Source organism: Aquimarina sp. AWH4_224 (genome assembly GCF_056160245.1).
The window spans coordinates 55,705-71,993 of record NZ_JBSWWU010000009.1 but is presented as its reverse complement, the minus strand read 5'-3'; the positions used below and the strand labels follow the sequence as shown (position 1 = coordinate 71,993).

Below are 16,289 nucleotides of genomic sequence, written 5' to 3'. Positions count from 1 at the left end.
GGCTATTCGTCTAAAATGAAACTACCCTTAACTATTACGTTGTTGTTGTCATCTTCGAGATAGATGGTGTTTTCTTCAACACGTTTTTTTTGAATTAAAGAAAAAGCAGCGAAAAAATCACTTTCTAACTGGTCTTTTTCAGCACAATACATTTTTGAAGCGATTGCTATGCCTAAGGATATAGTATCCCCTTCTTCGATGTACTTGCACGAAAACGTATTGCAACCCGAAAAACCAGAAGCCCTTTGGTTTTCTTTGTTAAAAACGATAAATAATTTTTCTTGAGACACATCTTTCCCGTTGAGTTCTAAAATACCAATTTTATTGCTTAAGACCTGTGTCTCTTGATGCTGTGTGTTGGCTTTAGAAAGATGTGCATTCTTATTACAGTTCTTTGGGGTGGTTGCACTAAGGATAAAAAGCAAAAAGTATATAAATTTCATGATCTAAGTTACATTTTGAGTGTTATTTGGCGGTAAAAGCTACACAAATGTATTATAATCTTTGTTTTTAGGTTATAAAATCTAGGATATAAGGGATTAAAATTTATTTTTGATAGGGAAAACTATCAAATGTGTTTATGAAATCCGAAAGTAGAAAGGAAGAAATAATAAAAGCAGCATCCATACTCTTCAAAGAAAAAGGCTATAGTGCAGTAACCATGAGAGATCTTGCTAAAGCAATGGGGATAAAAGCTGCAAGTTTATACAACCATATCGATTCCAAACAGGAGATTTTATCGACTATTATTATAGAGTTGGCAGAAGAATTTACCACAGGAATGAATCAAATTGTAAATTCGAAAGTAGATGCCATCAAAAAACTTGAGAACATAATAGATCTTCATATCGATGTTACCCTACGCAATTCTGATGGTTTAGCTTCTCTAAATAACGATTGGATGCATCTGGAAGAAAAGAATTTACAGTATTTCGAAAGGATGCGACAGGAGTACGAAGAAAACTTCCGAGCCATTGTACAAGATGGTGTAGACAAAGCGGAGATAAAGCCCTTTAACATTGAAATTATGGTGTTTTCTACTCTTTCTACATTAAGAACATTGTATTTGTGGTATCCAAAACAAAAAAACATCGATGCAGAAATACTAAAGCATGATATGATTTCTGTGTTGCTTAAGGGCATGGTATAAAGGTCTAAGCGCTTTTAAAATTAACATACATTTATTTGTGTATAAAACTAACAATTGTTAGTTTTGTGTAGCTATAACGTTATAGTTAAACAAGCTTATGACAGATTTTTATCCCATATCAGTTTCTGAAGTAGTTAGAGAAACTAAGGATTGTACAGCTATCACCTTTGATGTTCCTCAAGATTTAAAAGAGACATTCTCGTATACGCAAGGTCAATACTTGACCTTAAGAACAATGATTGACGGTAATGAAGTAAGGCGTTCGTATTCGCTTTGTTCCAGTCCTCTTGAAGACAAATGGCAGGTAGCAGTAAAAAGAATACATGGAGGCCTTTTTTCTAACTACGCCAACGATATACTGAAAGTTGGTGATGTGTTAGATATCATGAAGCCTTCGGGGAGCTTTTTTGTGGATGTTGATACGACCAAAGCAAAGAACTACGTGGTTTTTGCTGCTGGTAGTGGTATTACTCCAATTCTATCCATAATCAAAACACATTTGGCATCAGAACCTAACAGTACTTTCAAGCTGTTTTATTTGAATCGAAACGCAAAATCAATTATCTTTAAAGAAGAGATAGAAGCACTTAGAAATACCTATTTCGGGAGATTCGAGATATTTTATTTCTTGACCAAAGAACAAAGAGATATCCCTCTGCTTAATGGTAGGTTTACTTCAGAAAAGATAGAAGAGCTTACTTCAAAGGTATTTGATGTTGCTGATGTGGATGAATGTTTTATTTGTGGTCCTGAAGAAATGATCTTTCTGATTCGGGATGAGTTGGAAAAAGCAGGTTTGGCCAAAGATAAGATTCATTATGAACTCTTCTTTTCCGGAGCTACCGAAGAAGATAAGAAACGTGCTGCAGAGGTTGCAGAGCATAAATACGAAGGAACAGAAGTAACAATCATTGACGGGGGTAAAGAATTTCATTTTGCCATGGATGATGATTATGATAATATTTTAGACGGAGCCTTGGCGGCAGGAGCAGATTTACCTTATGCCTGCAAGGGAGGAGTATGTAGTACCTGTAAATGTGAAGTTGTTGAGGGTGCTGTTGAAATGAAAATCAACTATGCGCTTGAGAAAGACGAAGTGGCCAAAGGCTTGGTGTTGTCTTGTCAAGCAGTACCAACTACAGAAAAAGTAGTAGTTAATTTTGATGTTTAAAAACGCAAAGCTATGAGTGAAAAAGAAGTTAAAAATCTGGAAAGGCTATTCGAAGACAGAATTGCTAGAGATGAAAAGATAGAGCCAAAAGATTGGATGCCTGAAAAATACAGGCAAACTCATATTCGTCAGATTTCTCAACACGCACATTCCGAAATTGTTGGGATGTTGCCCGAAGGGAACTGGATTACAAGAGCACCTTCATTACGAAGAAAAGTGGCATTGTTGGCAAAAGTTCAGGATGAAGCAGGGCATGGATTGTATTTGTACAGTGCTTGCGAAACACTTGGGATTTCTAGAGATGAATTGTATGAGCAGTTACATACTGGCAAGGCAAAGTATTCAAGTATATTTAATTACCCTACTGTTACCTGGGCAGATATAGGTGCTATTGGATGGTTGGTTGATGGTGCTGCAATCATTAATCAGGTACCATTGTGTAATACCTCTTATGGTCCTTACGCAAGAGCAATGATCAGAGTATGTAAAGAGGAGAGTTTTCACCAAAGGCAAGGTTTTGAAATTATGATGAATCTGGCCAAAGGAAGCAAAGAGCAAAAAGCAATGGCTCAGGATGCATTAAATAGATGGTGGTGGCCATCTTTGATGATGTTCGGTCCTACCGATGCGGAATCTGTGCATACTGAACAATCCATGAAATGGAAATTGAAGCGTAAAACTAATGATGAACTGCGTCAGCAGTTTGTGGATCAAACTGTTCCTCAAGCCGAGCTCATCGGGTTAACTATCCCGGATTCGGACCTAAAGTGGAATGAAGAAAGGGGAAGTTACGATTTTGGAGCGATCGATTGGGACGAGTTCTGGCAAGTAGTAAAAGGACATGGGCCTTGTAATCAAGAAAGAATGTCGGCAAGAGTAAATGCCTGGGAGAATGGAGAATGGGTAAGAGATGCAGCAATGGCATATGCCGAAAAACAAGAAGATAAAAAGCTTAAAAAGGCAATTTAAAATATAAGTGATGAAAAAAAATTGGCCACTTTGGGAAGTGTTTGTGAGAAGTAAGAATGGTCTCGAACACCGTCATTTTGGAAGTCTCCACGCTGCAGATGCAGAAATGGCATTAGAAAACGCACGTGATGTATATACCCGAAGAAATGAAGGAGTGAGTATATGGGTAGTAGAGTCAAAGCATATTACTGCCTCTAATCCTGAAAATAATGGGGAGCTTTTTGAACCTGCTCAGGATAAAGTATACAGACACCCTACTTTTTATACCTTACCTGATGAGGTAAAACATATGTGATTTGCAAAGCTCATTATCCTGGGAGTTACCTAGGATAATATCTGCGCTATTAAAGCAAACTTTGAATGATGAAAAACGAAAATTTAGTACAATATATATACGGTATTGCTGATAATGCCCTTATTCTTGGGCAAAGATTATCAGAATTGTGCGGACATGGACCAAGTCTTGAAACGGATATTGCGATCACAAATATGGCATTGGATCTTCTAGGGCAAACACGTAGCTATTATCAATACGTAGCACAATTATCTGGAGAAGGAAAGACTGAAGATGATATTGCGTTTTTAAGAACAGAAAGACAATACAAAAATGTATTGTTGGTAGAACAACCCAATAGACATTTTGGTTATGTAATCACCAGACAGTTCTTGTTTGATATGTTTCATTTGTTGCTATTGCAAAATCTACAAAATAGTAAAGATGAAATGTTGGCTGCAATTGCCAAAAAAGGAATTAAGGAAGTGAGTTATCATCAACGCTTTTCTTCAGATTGGATGAAACGATTAGGAGATGGTACTCAAGAAAGCCATGATAAAGTACAGGAGGCTGTAAATGATTTATGGAAGTTTACGGACGAGCTATTTCACATGACTGAAGATGATCGTATAACTTTTGAAGCGGGAGTAGGAGTAGATGTTGCTAGTTTTAAAGCATTATACCATCAAAAGGTTAGTGCTATTTTATCCGAAGCTACTCTTGCAATTCCTGAAATAAAATGGTTTCAAAAAGGAGGCAAACAAGGTATCCATAGCGAACACATGGGATATCTGTTGGCCGATTTACAATATATGCAAAGGGCATATCCTGATATGAAGTGGTAAGCGAATCATCAATTTGATCTGCTTTCAGAAATCAAAACAATGACCATTGATCTGGATCAACATATCGACCCCTCTTTAATTTCGGTTCTCGAAAAGGTTCACGATCCCGAAATTCCTGTACTATCCATTATGGACATGGGTGTGGTGCGTTATGCACAAAAAGTTGATGATGTGGTGCAGGTAAAAATTACACCTACCTACAGTGGCTGTCCGGCAATGGATGTGATGGGAGACGATATCATCAAGGCCTTCGAAAATGAGAATATCAAAGCCGAAGTATCATTAGTATTAACTCCTGCTTGGACTACCGATTGGATCACTCCAAAAGGAAGAAAAGCTTTGGAGGATTATGGTATTGCAGCTCCTCTTGCAGAGCATGCAGATAAAGAAGCACTATTAGGAAATAAGAAAATCGTTAAGTGTACCAATTGCGGTTCGCATAATACAAAATTAGTAAGTCAGTTTGGGTCTACGGCTTGTAAAGCATTGTTTCAATGCCAGGATTGCTTAGAACCCTTTGATTACTTCAAATGTTTAAAATAAAATAGAATAATGCCTTCAATACAAATAGAAATAGAAAACGGTGTTGCCAGGATAACCTTAAATAGACCAGAAACTTTTAATAGTTTTAATCGTGAAATGGCTTTGTTGTTACAAGAAACTTTAGATCATTGTAATACCAATGATGAGGTAAGAGCAATTGTACTTACGGGTAACGGAAAAGCATTTTGTGCGGGTCAGGATTTGAATGAGGTCACCTCTCCAGAATTGAACCCTGGGTTCAAAAAAATACTTGAAGAGCATTATAATCCAATAGTAGAACGAATCCGAAGCATAGAGAAACCTATTCTTGCCGCAGTAAATGGTGTAGCAGCTGGTGCTGGAGCCAATATCGCTTTGGCTTGTGATATCGTGGTGGCTACAGAAAAAGCAAGTTTTATCCAGGCGTTTAGCAAAATCGGACTAATTCCGGATAGTGCCGGGACATTTTTCTTGCCAAGATTGATAGGTTTTCAAAAAGCTTCGGCCTTAATGATGTTAGGAGATAAAGTGGGAGCCAAAGAGGCAGAGCAACTAGGGATGCTCTACAAAGTTTTTGAGATAGATTCTTTTGAAGAGGAAGTGCATAAATTAGCTCTTCATTTAGCTCAAATGCCTACTAAAGCATTGGGATTAACCAAAAGACTACTCAATCAATCCATGACTAATTCGCTACAGGAGCAATTAGATATGGAATCGGTTTTACAAATTGAATCTGCAGAAAGCGAAGACTACCGAGAAGGAGTAAACGCGTTTATAGAAAAAAGAAAACCTGTTTTTAAAGGAAAATAATATGATTTTAGGCGTTATAGGATCCGGAACAATGGGTAGTGGTATTGCACAAGTGGCCGCTACGGCAGGTTGCAAGGTAAAAGTGTTTGATACCAATGAGCAGGCACTAGAGAAAAGTAAAAGTGCCTTAGAGAAAATTCTTTCTCGCTTGGTAGAAAAAGGAAGAATTGATACTTCAGAAAAGAATCGTATCCAGGAAAATATAGTTCATGTTGCTGACCTAAAAGACCTAAAGGATGCAGATTTGACTATAGAAGCGATTATAGAAAACCTAGAGATTAAGAAAAAGGTGTTTGCAGAGCTAGAAAGTTATGTTTCAGAACATACGATTATAGCTTCCAATACATCCTCATTATCAATCGCATCAATTGCATCTTCTTTAGAAAAGCCAGAACGATGTATAGGAATTCACTTTTTTAATCCAGCACCTTTGATGAAACTGGTAGAGGTGATTCCAGCGGTGCAAACTTCGCAAGAGGTGACGGAAAAAGTAGTGAGTACCATTAAAGATTGGAAAAAAGTGGTGGCAATAGCCAAGGATACTCCCGGTTTTATCGTCAATCGAGTGGCGCGACCTTTTTATGGAGAATCACTTCGCATTTTAGAAGAAGGAATTGCAGATGTAGCAACTATAGATTGGAGTCTCAAAACATTGGGGGGGTTTAGAATGGGACCTTTCGAACTGATGGATTTTATCGGGAATGACGTAAATTATACAGTTACAGAAACTGTTTTTAAGGCGTTCTATTACGATCCAAGATATAAACCTGCATTTACACAGAAAAGATTATCCGAGGCTGGATATTTAGGAAGAAAATCTGGAAAAGGATACTATGAGTATGGAGAGGGAAGTACTGCTCCCTCACCAAGTAAAGATGAAAAGTTAGCTAAATATATTTTCGACAGAGTATTAGTGATGCTGATTAACGAAGCAGCAGATGCGCTGTTTTGGAACATAGCTTCTGCTGAAGATATCGATAACGCTATGACCAAAGGAGTAAATTATCCTAAAGGATTATTGAGTTGGGCCGATGAAAAAGGAATGGATTGGTGCGTGGATACGTTGGATGCATTATATGATGAATATCGCGAAGATCGATACCGATGTAGTCCAATGCTTAGAAAAATGAAAAGATCAAACCAGACGTTTTTTAATACCGCCCAAACGGTAAACGAATAATAGTATGATACAGGCAGAAACGATTCCACATAAGATGCTCTCTTTAGACCCTTTTAGTCAATGGCTTGGGATAGAGGTACTGGATGTGAAAAAAGGATGCTGTACAGTAGGAATGACGGTTAGAAAGGAAATGCTGAACAGTATGGGTAAAGCTCATGGAGGTATTTCGTATAGTTTGGCGGATACGGCTTTTGGATTTTCGGCAAACACACATGGTAAATATGCCGTTTCTATCGAAACTTCGATAAATCATATCGAAGCTTTGGAAGAAGGGGATTACCTTACTGCTCAAGCAACAGTAGATATTTCCAAAACAAAAGTGGGGTTTAATATTGTTGAGGTTAAGAGAGGCGACCAAATCGTGGCACTTTTCAAAGGAGTAGTATATCGAACCAATAAAGATTGGGAATAACAACGCGAACTATGATCAAAAAAACATTATTTGTACTTGTTTTAATTGCTGTCATTTCTTGCGGCAAAAATAAGACTGCTGAAAAAGAATCTTTACCTAACGTAGATACAGAATCTACAACACATACTTCTCCAGAGGATGAGAAAAAGGCTGCGTTGAATAATATTTTCAATGCAAATATTGAGATGGAGGTTGATGAAACCGTATTTGTGATCGATAATGGAACAAATCGGGTGACCGAAGATATGTCTGCAGGTATTATGAAGATGGTAGCGCCACAACCATATGACCTTTTAAAGAAACGATTAGAAGAGGAACCAGAAAATCAAAATGGGATGACCTCTTTGGGAATTGAAGAAGTAGAGTTGGAAGGAAAGAAAGTACTGGTTCAAAAATCCATGACACTTGATGACGCAGGTGATAAAATGATAATGATGATGCATGCAGTTCCTGCAGGAGAAAAAACGATGATGATTTCTTCCTTTTTCCCAGCTGATGAAGAAGGGAAATATGTACCACTGATAGAAAAATCAGTATTGTCGGCAAAATTAGAACAATAAAAAGATACGAAAACACCACATTCATACGCTAATGAAAGAAGCATATATTATTGATGGAATCCGAACCCCTATAGGAAACTACAAAGGAACATTATCGGCAGTTAGAACTGACGATTTAGGAGCACTGGTAATAGAAAAACTGGTAGAAAAATATCCGAATATACCCAAAGAAGCTTACGATGATGTGATTATGGGTTGTGCAAACCAAGCAGGAGAAGATAATCGTAATGTAGCTCGTATGGCATTGTTACTAGCTGGACTTCCATTTACGGTTCCAGGAGAAACAGTAAATAGATTGTGTAGCTCGGGACTATCAGCTATTATTCATGCCAATCGTGCTATAAAAGCAGGAGACGGAGACCTTTTCATCTCCGGTGGAGTAGAAAATATGACTCGTGGTCCATATGTTATTGCTAAACCTTCTTCGGCATTTGGTAATGATTCTAAAATGTATGACTCAAGTTTTGGATGGCGCTTTGTCAATCAAAAAATGCATGATCTCTACGGTACCGATGGAATGGGTAATACAGCAGAGAATCTGGTAGAAAAATATAATATCTCAAGAGAAGATCAAGATGCATTTGCCTATTGGAGTCAGATGAAAGCAACCAAAGCTCAGGAGTCCGGAAGGCTGGCCAAAGAAATTACTGTGGTAGAAATTCCGCAACGCAAAAAAGATCCAATTGTATTTGCAAATGATGAATTTATAAAGCCAAGTACAAGCAAAGAAGTATTGGCAAAATTACGACCTGCCTTTAAAAAAGATGGAAGTGTGACTGCGGGAAACTCTTCGGGATTAAATGATGGTGCTGCTGCAACTATTGTAGCTTCAGAAGATGCTATAAAGAAATATAACCTTACTCCCCTAGCAAGAATAGTAAGCTCTGCAGTAGTAGGTGTTGAACCAAGAATAATGGGGATTGGTCCGGTGCAGGCTTCTAATAAAGCATTAGAAAAGGCTGGAATTACTATGGATGATATTGATGTTATCGAGCTTAACGAAGCATTTGCGTCCCAGGCATTAGCATGTATACGTGAATGGGGATTAGCAGACGATGACCCAAGAATAAATCCAAATGGAGGATCGATTGCCATAGGACACCCACTAGGTGTTACAGGAGCCAGAATAGCCTATTCTGCGGCTTTAGAACTACAGGAACAAAAGAAACGTTATGCTTTGATCACCATGTGTGTTGGAGTGGGACAAGGATATGCTTGTGTAATCGAAAATACAAATCTCTAATCTATGCAAATATTAGAAAGTTATATCAACGGTAAATGGGTTACAGGTTCTGGAGATGGACTAGTAATGCGTGATGCTGTTACTGGAGAGGTAATTGGTCGTTCTACTACCGAAGGTCTGGATATCCCGGAAGTTTTACAATATGGTAGAACCAAAGGTGGAGAGGTGTTGAGAAAAATGACCTTTCAACAACGAGGGAATATGCTCAAGAAATTGGCCTTATACCTGACCAAAAGGAAAGAACAATTTTATGAATTAAGTTACCGTACCGGAGCTACACGAGTTGATAGCTGGATTGATATAGAAGGAGGTTTTGGAAACTTATTTGCGAATGCTTCATTACGTAAGCTTTTTCCAAATCAGCCCTATCATGTAGAGGGAGATCCTATAGATCTTTCCAGAGGAGGGAGATTTATGGCGCATCACATCTTGGTACCCAAAAGAGGGGTGGCTGTACACATCAATGCATTTAATTTTCCTATATGGGGAATGTTGGAAAAATGTGCTGTCAACTGGATGGCAGGAGTGCCAGCGGTTGTATTACCTGCTCCGCAAACCGCTTATTTGACCGAAGCGGTAGTACGTGTTATTGTAGATTCTGGGATATTACCAGAAGGAGCGCTACAGTTATTGAGTGGAATGACCAAAAACATTCTGGATACCGTACAATCTCAAGATGTAGTAACCTTTACCGGTTCTGCACATACAGGTAGAATTTTAAAAGCACATCCAAGATTAATAGAAGAGTCTGTTCCTTTTACTATGGAAGCAGATTCTTTGAATGCTTCAGTATTAGGGCAGGATGCAGTTCCGGGAACACCAGAATTTGATTTATTTATTAAAGAGGTGAGAAAGGAAATGACGGTTAAGTCCGGACAAAAATGTACTGCAATTCGTAGGATCATTGTTCCTAAAAATCTAGTGGAAGATGTGCAGATTGCTTTGGGAAAACAATTGGATAAAGTCACTATCGGTGATCCAAGGTTGAAAGAAGTCCGTATGGGAGCTCTAGCAAGCAAACAGCAAGTAGAGAGTTTTAGAAATAACGTGTCAGAAATCGCCAAAACAGCACAGCTCGTTTATGGAGATCTGGATAAAATTGAAACGGTTGGAGCTGATGCTGAAAAAGGTGCGTTTGTATCTCCAATCTTGTTAAGAGAGGATAACCCTTTTCAAAATACAGAAGCACATAGGATAGAAGCCTTTGGTCCGGTATCTACAATTATGCCATATGATACATTAGATGATGCTATTTCATTAACACATATGGGTAAAGGATCATTAGTGTCTTCGATTTTTACTTATGATGACAAAATCGCCAAAGAATTTGTGGTAGGAGCAGCTTCTCACCACGGACGCATTTTGGTAGGGAATCGAGAAAACGCCAGACAAAGTACTGGGCATGGTTCTCCGTTACCGATGCTTACTCATGGCGGTCCTGGTAGAGCAGGAGGAGGAGAAGAAATGGGTGGTATGAGAGGTATTAAGCATTATATGCAACGATGTGCCATACAAGGAACACCAACAACTTTAACCGAGGTTACAGGAATCTATCAGGCAAATTCAAAATACAAAGCTGCAGATAAGCATCCATTTGCGTATCACTGGGAAGATATTGAGCCAGGGATGTCGCTCAAAACTCACAAAAGAACAGTTACTGATACCGATATTATCAACTTTGCAAATCTTACCTGGGATCATTTTTATGCGCATACCGATATTACCTCTTTAGACGGAAGTATTTTCGAGAAAAGAACGGCTCATGGATATTTCATTCTGGCTGCAGCAGCTGGATTATTTGTATATCCAAATAAAGGACCGGTTGCCGCTAATTATGGTTTGGAGGAATGTCGTTTCTTACGCCCGATCTATCATAATGATACGGTGTATGTACGATTAACATGTAAACAAAAAATAGATAGAGATCATAGAGGTAAAGAATTGCCAAGTGGTATTGTAAAATGGTTTGTAGAAGTGTTTGATCAAGAGGATGAATTGGCAGCTATTGCTACAATTTTGACAATGGTACAGAAAAAAACACCATTTGTACAAGTCGATCGATCAAATATTGAAGGATATTTAGCCAAGCTAACTGAGGATATGAAACCCAAATGGGGAATGATGACTCCGCAGCATATGGTCGAACATTTAGAATATACGATTAGGATAGGTGCTGGAGAAATTCAGGATTTTGAAATCGCCACTCCAGAGGATAAACTAGAGCGCGTGCAAGAAATGGTATACAATCATAGACCAATGCCTAGAGAACATCAGCATCCGTTGATGAAAGCTGGGAAACTGGAGGATTTGAAATATGAAGATTTAGCTACGGCCAAAGCAAAACTAATTGAAGCTTACGATGCGTTTGAGGCATATTTCAAAGAGCACCCTGAGGCAATCACAAAAAATGCAGTTTTTGGAGAGATGAATAAATTCGAGTGGGATTTATTGAATACAAAACATATGAACCACCACTTCCAACAATTTGGCATATTATAAAAATTTAAGAATACAACATTGACAGCACCATACGTAAATATTGAAATTGAAAACGGAGTAGGAACTATAGAATTTTTCCACCCTGCACATAATTCTTTACCAGGCGATATTCTGGCTAAGCTAGCGCAAACGATTACAGATGCCGGTAATAACGATGAGATAAAGGTTATAGTTCTAAAAAGCGGTAAAGACAGAACTTTCTGTGCTGGGGCCAGTTTTAAAGAACTGATTAATATCAATGATGCAGAGACAGGAAAAGTATTCTTTTCTGGTTTTGCCAATGTCATTAATGCCATGCGCAAATGCCCGAAGTTTATTATTGGTAGAGTACAAGGAAAAACTGTTGGAGGAGGAGTAGGAGTAGCTTCTGCAACGGATTATTGTATGGCTACCAAATATGCATCGATTAAGCTAAGTGAGCTCAATGTTGGAATAGGACCTTTTGTAGTTGGACCTGCTGTGGAGCGAAAAATAGGATTATCTGCGATGTCTCAAATCGCTATAGACGCCAATACTTTTTATAGTGCAGAATGGGCAAGAGACAAAGGATTGTTTACCCATGTATTTGAAGATGTTGAAACATTGGATCAAGAGGTAAAAGCTTTTGCCGAACATCTTTGTACCTATAATCCTGAAGCAATGAGAGAAATGAAAAAGGTATTCTGGCAAGGTACAGAACATTGGGATACACTCTTAGCTGAAAGAGCAGTGATCAGCGGGCGATTGGTGCTTAGTGATTTTACCAAAGAAACATTAAAACGATTTAAATGATATACGCGTTCAAAGGATATATACCTGTAGTACACGAAAGTAGTTTTGTACATCCATTGGCAGCAGTAACCGGTAATGTAATTATCGGAAAAAACTGCTATATCGGACCTGGAGCGGCAATTCGTGGAGATTGGGGCGAAATTATCCTTGAAGATGGCGTAAATGTACAAGAGAATTGTACGGTACATATGTTTCCTGGCAAATCCATTGTGCTTAAAGAAAGTGCTCATGTGGGACATGGAGCAGTGATACACGGAGCAAATCTAGGGCGTAATTGTCTGATTGGTATGAATACGGTGATCATGGATGATGCAGAGATAGGGGATGAGTGTATTGTAGGAGCTATGTCTTTTGTAAAGGCAAAAACGGTGTTCCCCAAGCGTAGCTTGATCGTTGGAAATCCAGCAAAAGTTATTAAAGAAGTGAGCAATGAAATGATTGCCTGGAAAACTAAGGGCACTCAATTATATCAACAACTTCCTGCAGATTGTTTTGAATCTCTGGAAGAAGTATCGCCTTTACGAGAAGTTCCTAAAGAAAGACCAACACAAGAAGCTTTTTATAAAACTTTAGAAGAGTTTAAGAGTAAAATATGAACATCAACCATATCATAAAAGAACTAGAACCACTACGATTACAATTGCAAACGCATCCGCTATATCAGGATATTAAGGATATTGAAGGTGTTCGTGTCTTTATGCAGAGTCATGTGTTTGCGGTTTGGGATTTTATGTCTTTATTGAAAAGTTTGCAGTTTCACCTTACCACAACGAGTATCCCCTGGATACCTTCATCAAACGCTAAGGTGAGACGTTTTGTGAATGAAATCGTATTAGGTGAAGAAAGTGATGTGGATCAAGCCGGAAAGTCTGTAAGTCATTTCGAAATGTACTTAAACGCAATGCAAGAAGCAGGTGCGGATACTATACAGATAAATAGGTTGTTGGACCATCTTTATGATAGTAAAACGGTTGAAGAAAGTCTTAAATCAATAGCAACTATAGATGAAGTAAAGGACTTTGTAAAATTTACCTTTCAGGTTATTGCTACCAACAAACCGCATATTATAGCTGCGGTATTCACTTTTGGAAGAGAAGACCTGATTCCTGATATGTTTATCGAATTGGTAAAAAGTATAGGGAATGGCTCCGAATCAGAATTAAAACAACTGGTATATTATCTGGAACGTCATATAGAACTCGATGGTGATGAACATGGCCCTTTAAGTCTGGAAATGGTGAATGTTCTTTGCACTAACGAGAAAGAATGGAACGAGGCCTTACAGTACAGTAAAAAAGCGTTGGAGAAACGTATAGCCTTGTGGACAGGGATACGTAAAGCTTTGAAAAGTAGTGCGGTTCCCGCATAAGAATTTTGTATATTATTAAACTAACGAACATTAGTTAACCAAAATGTCAATAGTAGAGTTAAAAATGCCCAAAATGGGCGAGAGTATTTCAGAAGCGACGATCTTAAACTGGTTGAAGAAGGTTGGAGATCCTGTAGAAGAAGATGAAACCATACTAGAGGTGGCAACAGATAAAGTAGATTCTGAAGTGCCGGCACCGTGTAATGGAGTACTTTCAGAAATACGATTTGAACCTAATGAAGTTGTAGAAATAGGAACCGTGATCGCTGTTATTGATGCAGATGGAGAGGCCACGGTAAAAACTCCTTCAGAAAAGAAAGAGGTTGCCAAAACTGAGGCTCCAAAACCCAAAGCTCAAACTGCAGCAGTAAAATCCGAAACAGAACGTGAGTTTAGATCATTAAATACTGGAGATAACGATGGATTTTTATCTCCATTGGTGATTAGCATTGCCAAAAAGGAAAATCTAAGTATAGAAGAGGTACAGAGTATACAAGGAACTGGTGAAGGCGGACGTATTCGCAAAAGTGATATGATGCTATATCTTAAAAATAGAAAATATCCTTTACCAAGTCGTCCACAAACCACCGCTCCAAAATCGTCTTACAATGCACCACCAATACAATTTACAGAAGGTAAGGATCGTATTGTAGAGATGGATCGTATGCGAAAAATGATCGCCGATCATATGGTGTACTCCAAGCATACTTCTCCTCATGTGACCAGTTATATCGAGATAGATGTCACCAATATTGTGAATTGGAGGAATGCGGTAAAGAATGAGTTTCTGGAAAAGTATGGTGAAAAATTGACTTACACTCCAATTTTTGTGGAAGCGGTAGCAAAAGCGATTAAGGAGTATCCGATGATTAATGTATCGGTAGATGGAGATAAAATCGTGGTACATGATGATATTAATGTAGGTATGGCTACTGCGTTACCTAGCGGGAATTTAATTGTCCCCGTAGTACGAAATGCAGATGAGAAGAATCTTTTAGGATTGGCAAAAAACGTAAATCATTTAGCCAACAACGCGCGTAACAATGCCTTGAAACCCGATGAGATTGGCGGGAGTACTTTTACCATTTCGAATGTAGGAACTTTTGGAAGCTTGATGGGAACACCAATTATCAATCAACCAGAAGTAGCGATTTTGGCATTGGGAATCATTAAGAAAAGACCAGAGGTGATTACCACAGACAAAGGTGATGAGATCGCGATTAGAAGCATGATGTATTTGTCGTTGTCTTTTGATCATCGAGTAGTAGATGGATTTTTAGGAGGTTCTTTTTTACGTAAGGTAGGAGATGAGCTTGAAGCATTTGATAGTAATAGAAAAATATAGTTAAAAAATATGCGCAAGGGAGAGAAACAAGCTACCGTGTAGCGTGTATAGCCCGACCCGAAGGGATGCGCCCAAAACATAATAAAAAATGGAACAACAGATCAAAATTACAAGAACTTCGAATTCGGGATTACAACATATTGATTTTGATAATATCCCGTTGGGAACCGTATTTACTGATCATATGTTTGTTTGTGATTACCAAAATGGAAACTGGCAAAACCCACGTATCGAACCTTTGCAGATGATACCCACCCATCCAGCTGCTATGGCTTTGCATTATGGGCAAGCTATTTTTGAAGGAATGAAAGCTACTGTTGGGCTGGATAAAACCCCACTTTTGTTTAGACCCGAAGAAAATGCGAAACGTTTTAATCATAGTGCAGTTCGTATGGGTATGCCCACTGTTCCTGAAACGTTGTTTGTAGAAGCAGTAAAGCAAATTGTAGGTGTAGAGCACAATTGGATTCCGCCACAGGATGGTAGTGCCTTGTATCTAAGACCATTTATGTATGCCGATGAGCCTTTTATTGGGATGAGAGCAGCTACAAGCTATAAGTTTATCGTGATTTGTTCTCCGGCCGGCCCATTTTTTACAAAGAAAATACGGCTGTATGCCGAAACTGAGTTTATAAGAGCGGCCGATGGAGGAACAGGTGAAGCAAAAGCTGCAGGAAACTATGCTGCGGCAATTTTACCAACAGAAAAAGCAAAAGCAAAAGGATATGACCAGGTATTATGGTTAGATGCCAACGAACACAAATACGTTCAGGAAGTTGGGACGATGAATATCTTTTTTAAGGTATCTGGTAAGTTCATAACGCCAAGTACTAGTGGTTCTATCCTGAAAGGAATTACCAGAGACAGTGTCATCACCTTGTTAAAAGACAAAGGTTTTGAAGTAGAAGAACGCCCTATCACTATCGATGAGGTGATTCAATTTTCTAAAGAAGGGAAATTGGAAGAAGCTTTTGGAACAGGTACAGCGGTAGCCATTGCCATGGTAGAAGCTATTGGTTATAAAGATGAGGTAATTACATTACCTACAGATAATCCAGTGAGCCAGGATATGAAAACAACCCTGGATGATATCAAAACCCAGAAGCAGGAAGATAAACATGGATGGATTATCCCTGTAGATGTAGAAGAAAAAGTTGGATAAATAATGA

Annotated in this window: 18 protein-coding genes; 17 read left to right on the top strand and 1 reads right to left on the bottom strand. The window is 38.5% G+C overall.

Annotated features, from left to right (window positions below; all coding sequences use genetic code 11):
• Window positions 1–2: 2 nt before the first annotated feature.
• Entirely contained in the window at window positions 3–443 is a 441-nt protein-coding gene (locus tag ACXAGJ_RS17785; RefSeq protein WP_474841583.1) for an META domain-containing protein, read from the bottom strand.
• A 137-nt stretch (window positions 444–580) separates the two neighbouring features.
• On the opposite strand from ACXAGJ_RS17785, the gene ACXAGJ_RS17780 reads away from it, so the two are divergent.
• The 17 genes from ACXAGJ_RS17780 to ACXAGJ_RS17700 all read left to right on the top strand — a co-directional run bounded on the left by ACXAGJ_RS17780 (window position 581) and on the right by ACXAGJ_RS17700 (window position 16,282).
• On the top strand, window positions 581–1,150 hold the full coding sequence (locus ACXAGJ_RS17780; RefSeq protein WP_474841581.1) for a TetR/AcrR family transcriptional regulator: 570 nt from the start codon (window positions 581–583) through the stop codon (window positions 1,148–1,150).
• A 97-nt stretch (window positions 1,151–1,247) separates the two neighbouring features.
• Window positions 1,248–2,321: a 1,2-phenylacetyl-CoA epoxidase subunit PaaE gene (gene paaE, locus ACXAGJ_RS17775; protein WP_474841579.1), complete on the top strand. Its 1,074-nt coding sequence runs from the start codon at window positions 1,248–1,250 to the stop codon at window positions 2,319–2,321.
• A gap of 12 nt (window positions 2,322–2,333) precedes the next feature.
• Window positions 2,334–3,290 (top strand): 1,2-phenylacetyl-CoA epoxidase subunit PaaA, encoded by a 957-nt coding sequence (gene paaA / locus ACXAGJ_RS17770; protein ID WP_474841577.1) that lies wholly within the window; start codon window positions 2,334–2,336, stop codon window positions 3,288–3,290.
• Window positions 3,291–3,300: 10 nt separating this feature from the next.
• Entirely contained in the window at window positions 3,301–3,585 is a 285-nt protein-coding gene (paaB, locus tag ACXAGJ_RS17765) for a 1,2-phenylacetyl-CoA epoxidase subunit PaaB (RefSeq protein ID WP_073318888.1), read from the top strand.
• 68 nt (window positions 3,586–3,653) lie between these two features.
• Window positions 3,654–4,409 carry a 1,2-phenylacetyl-CoA epoxidase subunit PaaC gene (paaC, locus tag ACXAGJ_RS17760; protein WP_474841860.1) on the top strand — a complete coding sequence of 252 codons (756 nt, stop codon included), beginning with the start codon at window positions 3,654–3,656 and terminating at the stop codon, window positions 4,407–4,409.
• Between the two features lie 39 nt (window positions 4,410–4,448).
• Window positions 4,449–4,952, top strand: coding sequence for a 1,2-phenylacetyl-CoA epoxidase subunit PaaD (paaD, locus tag ACXAGJ_RS17755; protein WP_073318882.1), 504 nt, complete (start codon window positions 4,449–4,451; stop codon window positions 4,950–4,952).
• A gap of 9 nt (window positions 4,953–4,961) precedes the next feature.
• Window positions 4,962–5,741 (top strand): enoyl-CoA hydratase-related protein, encoded by a 780-nt coding sequence (locus ACXAGJ_RS17750; RefSeq protein WP_474841574.1) that lies wholly within the window; start codon window positions 4,962–4,964, stop codon window positions 5,739–5,741.
• 1 nt (window position 5,742) lies between these two features.
• Window positions 5,743–6,921 carry a 3-hydroxyacyl-CoA dehydrogenase NAD-binding domain-containing protein gene (locus ACXAGJ_RS17745; protein ID WP_474841572.1) on the top strand — a complete coding sequence of 393 codons (1,179 nt, stop codon included), beginning with the start codon at window positions 5,743–5,745 and terminating at the stop codon, window positions 6,919–6,921.
• A 4-nt stretch (window positions 6,922–6,925) separates the two neighbouring features.
• The gene (locus ACXAGJ_RS17740) at window positions 6,926–7,333 is read left to right on the top strand and encodes a PaaI family thioesterase (protein WP_170864625.1); all 408 of its coding nucleotides are present in this window, start codon (window positions 6,926–6,928) and stop codon (window positions 7,331–7,333) included.
• Between the two features lie 11 nt (window positions 7,334–7,344).
• Entirely contained in the window at window positions 7,345–7,893 is a 549-nt protein-coding gene (locus ACXAGJ_RS17735) for a hypothetical protein (protein ID WP_474841570.1), read from the top strand.
• Window positions 7,894–7,924: 31 nt separating this feature from the next.
• A complete protein-coding gene (gene pcaF / locus ACXAGJ_RS17730) occupies window positions 7,925–9,136 on the top strand; it encodes a 3-oxoadipyl-CoA thiolase (RefSeq protein ID WP_474841568.1) in 1,212 nt (403 codons plus the stop codon).
• Between the two features lie 3 nt (window positions 9,137–9,139).
• Window positions 9,140–11,635: a phenylacetic acid degradation bifunctional protein PaaZ gene (gene paaZ, locus ACXAGJ_RS17725; RefSeq protein ID WP_474841566.1), complete on the top strand. Its 2,496-nt coding sequence runs from the start codon at window positions 9,140–9,142 to the stop codon at window positions 11,633–11,635.
• A gap of 18 nt (window positions 11,636–11,653) precedes the next feature.
• Entirely contained in the window at window positions 11,654–12,406 is a 753-nt protein-coding gene (locus ACXAGJ_RS17720; RefSeq protein WP_073318865.1) for an enoyl-CoA hydratase/isomerase family protein, read from the top strand.
• On the top strand, window positions 12,403–13,002 hold the full coding sequence (locus ACXAGJ_RS17715; RefSeq protein WP_474841564.1) for an acyltransferase: 600 nt from the start codon (window positions 12,403–12,405) through the stop codon (window positions 13,000–13,002). The genes ACXAGJ_RS17720 and ACXAGJ_RS17715 overlap by 4 nt, the downstream gene beginning before the upstream one ends.
• On the top strand, window positions 12,999–13,775 hold the full coding sequence (locus ACXAGJ_RS17710; RefSeq protein WP_474841562.1) for a DUF3050 domain-containing protein: 777 nt from the start codon (window positions 12,999–13,001) through the stop codon (window positions 13,773–13,775). The genes ACXAGJ_RS17715 and ACXAGJ_RS17710 overlap by 4 nt, the downstream gene beginning before the upstream one ends.
• 43 nt (window positions 13,776–13,818) lie before the next feature.
• A complete protein-coding gene (locus tag ACXAGJ_RS17705) occupies window positions 13,819–15,120 on the top strand; it encodes a dihydrolipoamide acetyltransferase family protein (RefSeq protein WP_474841561.1) in 1,302 nt (433 codons plus the stop codon).
• 88 nt (window positions 15,121–15,208) lie between these two features.
• The gene (locus ACXAGJ_RS17700) at window positions 15,209–16,282 is read left to right on the top strand and encodes a branched-chain amino acid aminotransferase (RefSeq protein ID WP_474841559.1); all 1,074 of its coding nucleotides are present in this window, start codon (window positions 15,209–15,211) and stop codon (window positions 16,280–16,282) included.
• The last annotated feature ends 7 nt before the right edge of the window (window positions 16,283–16,289 follow it).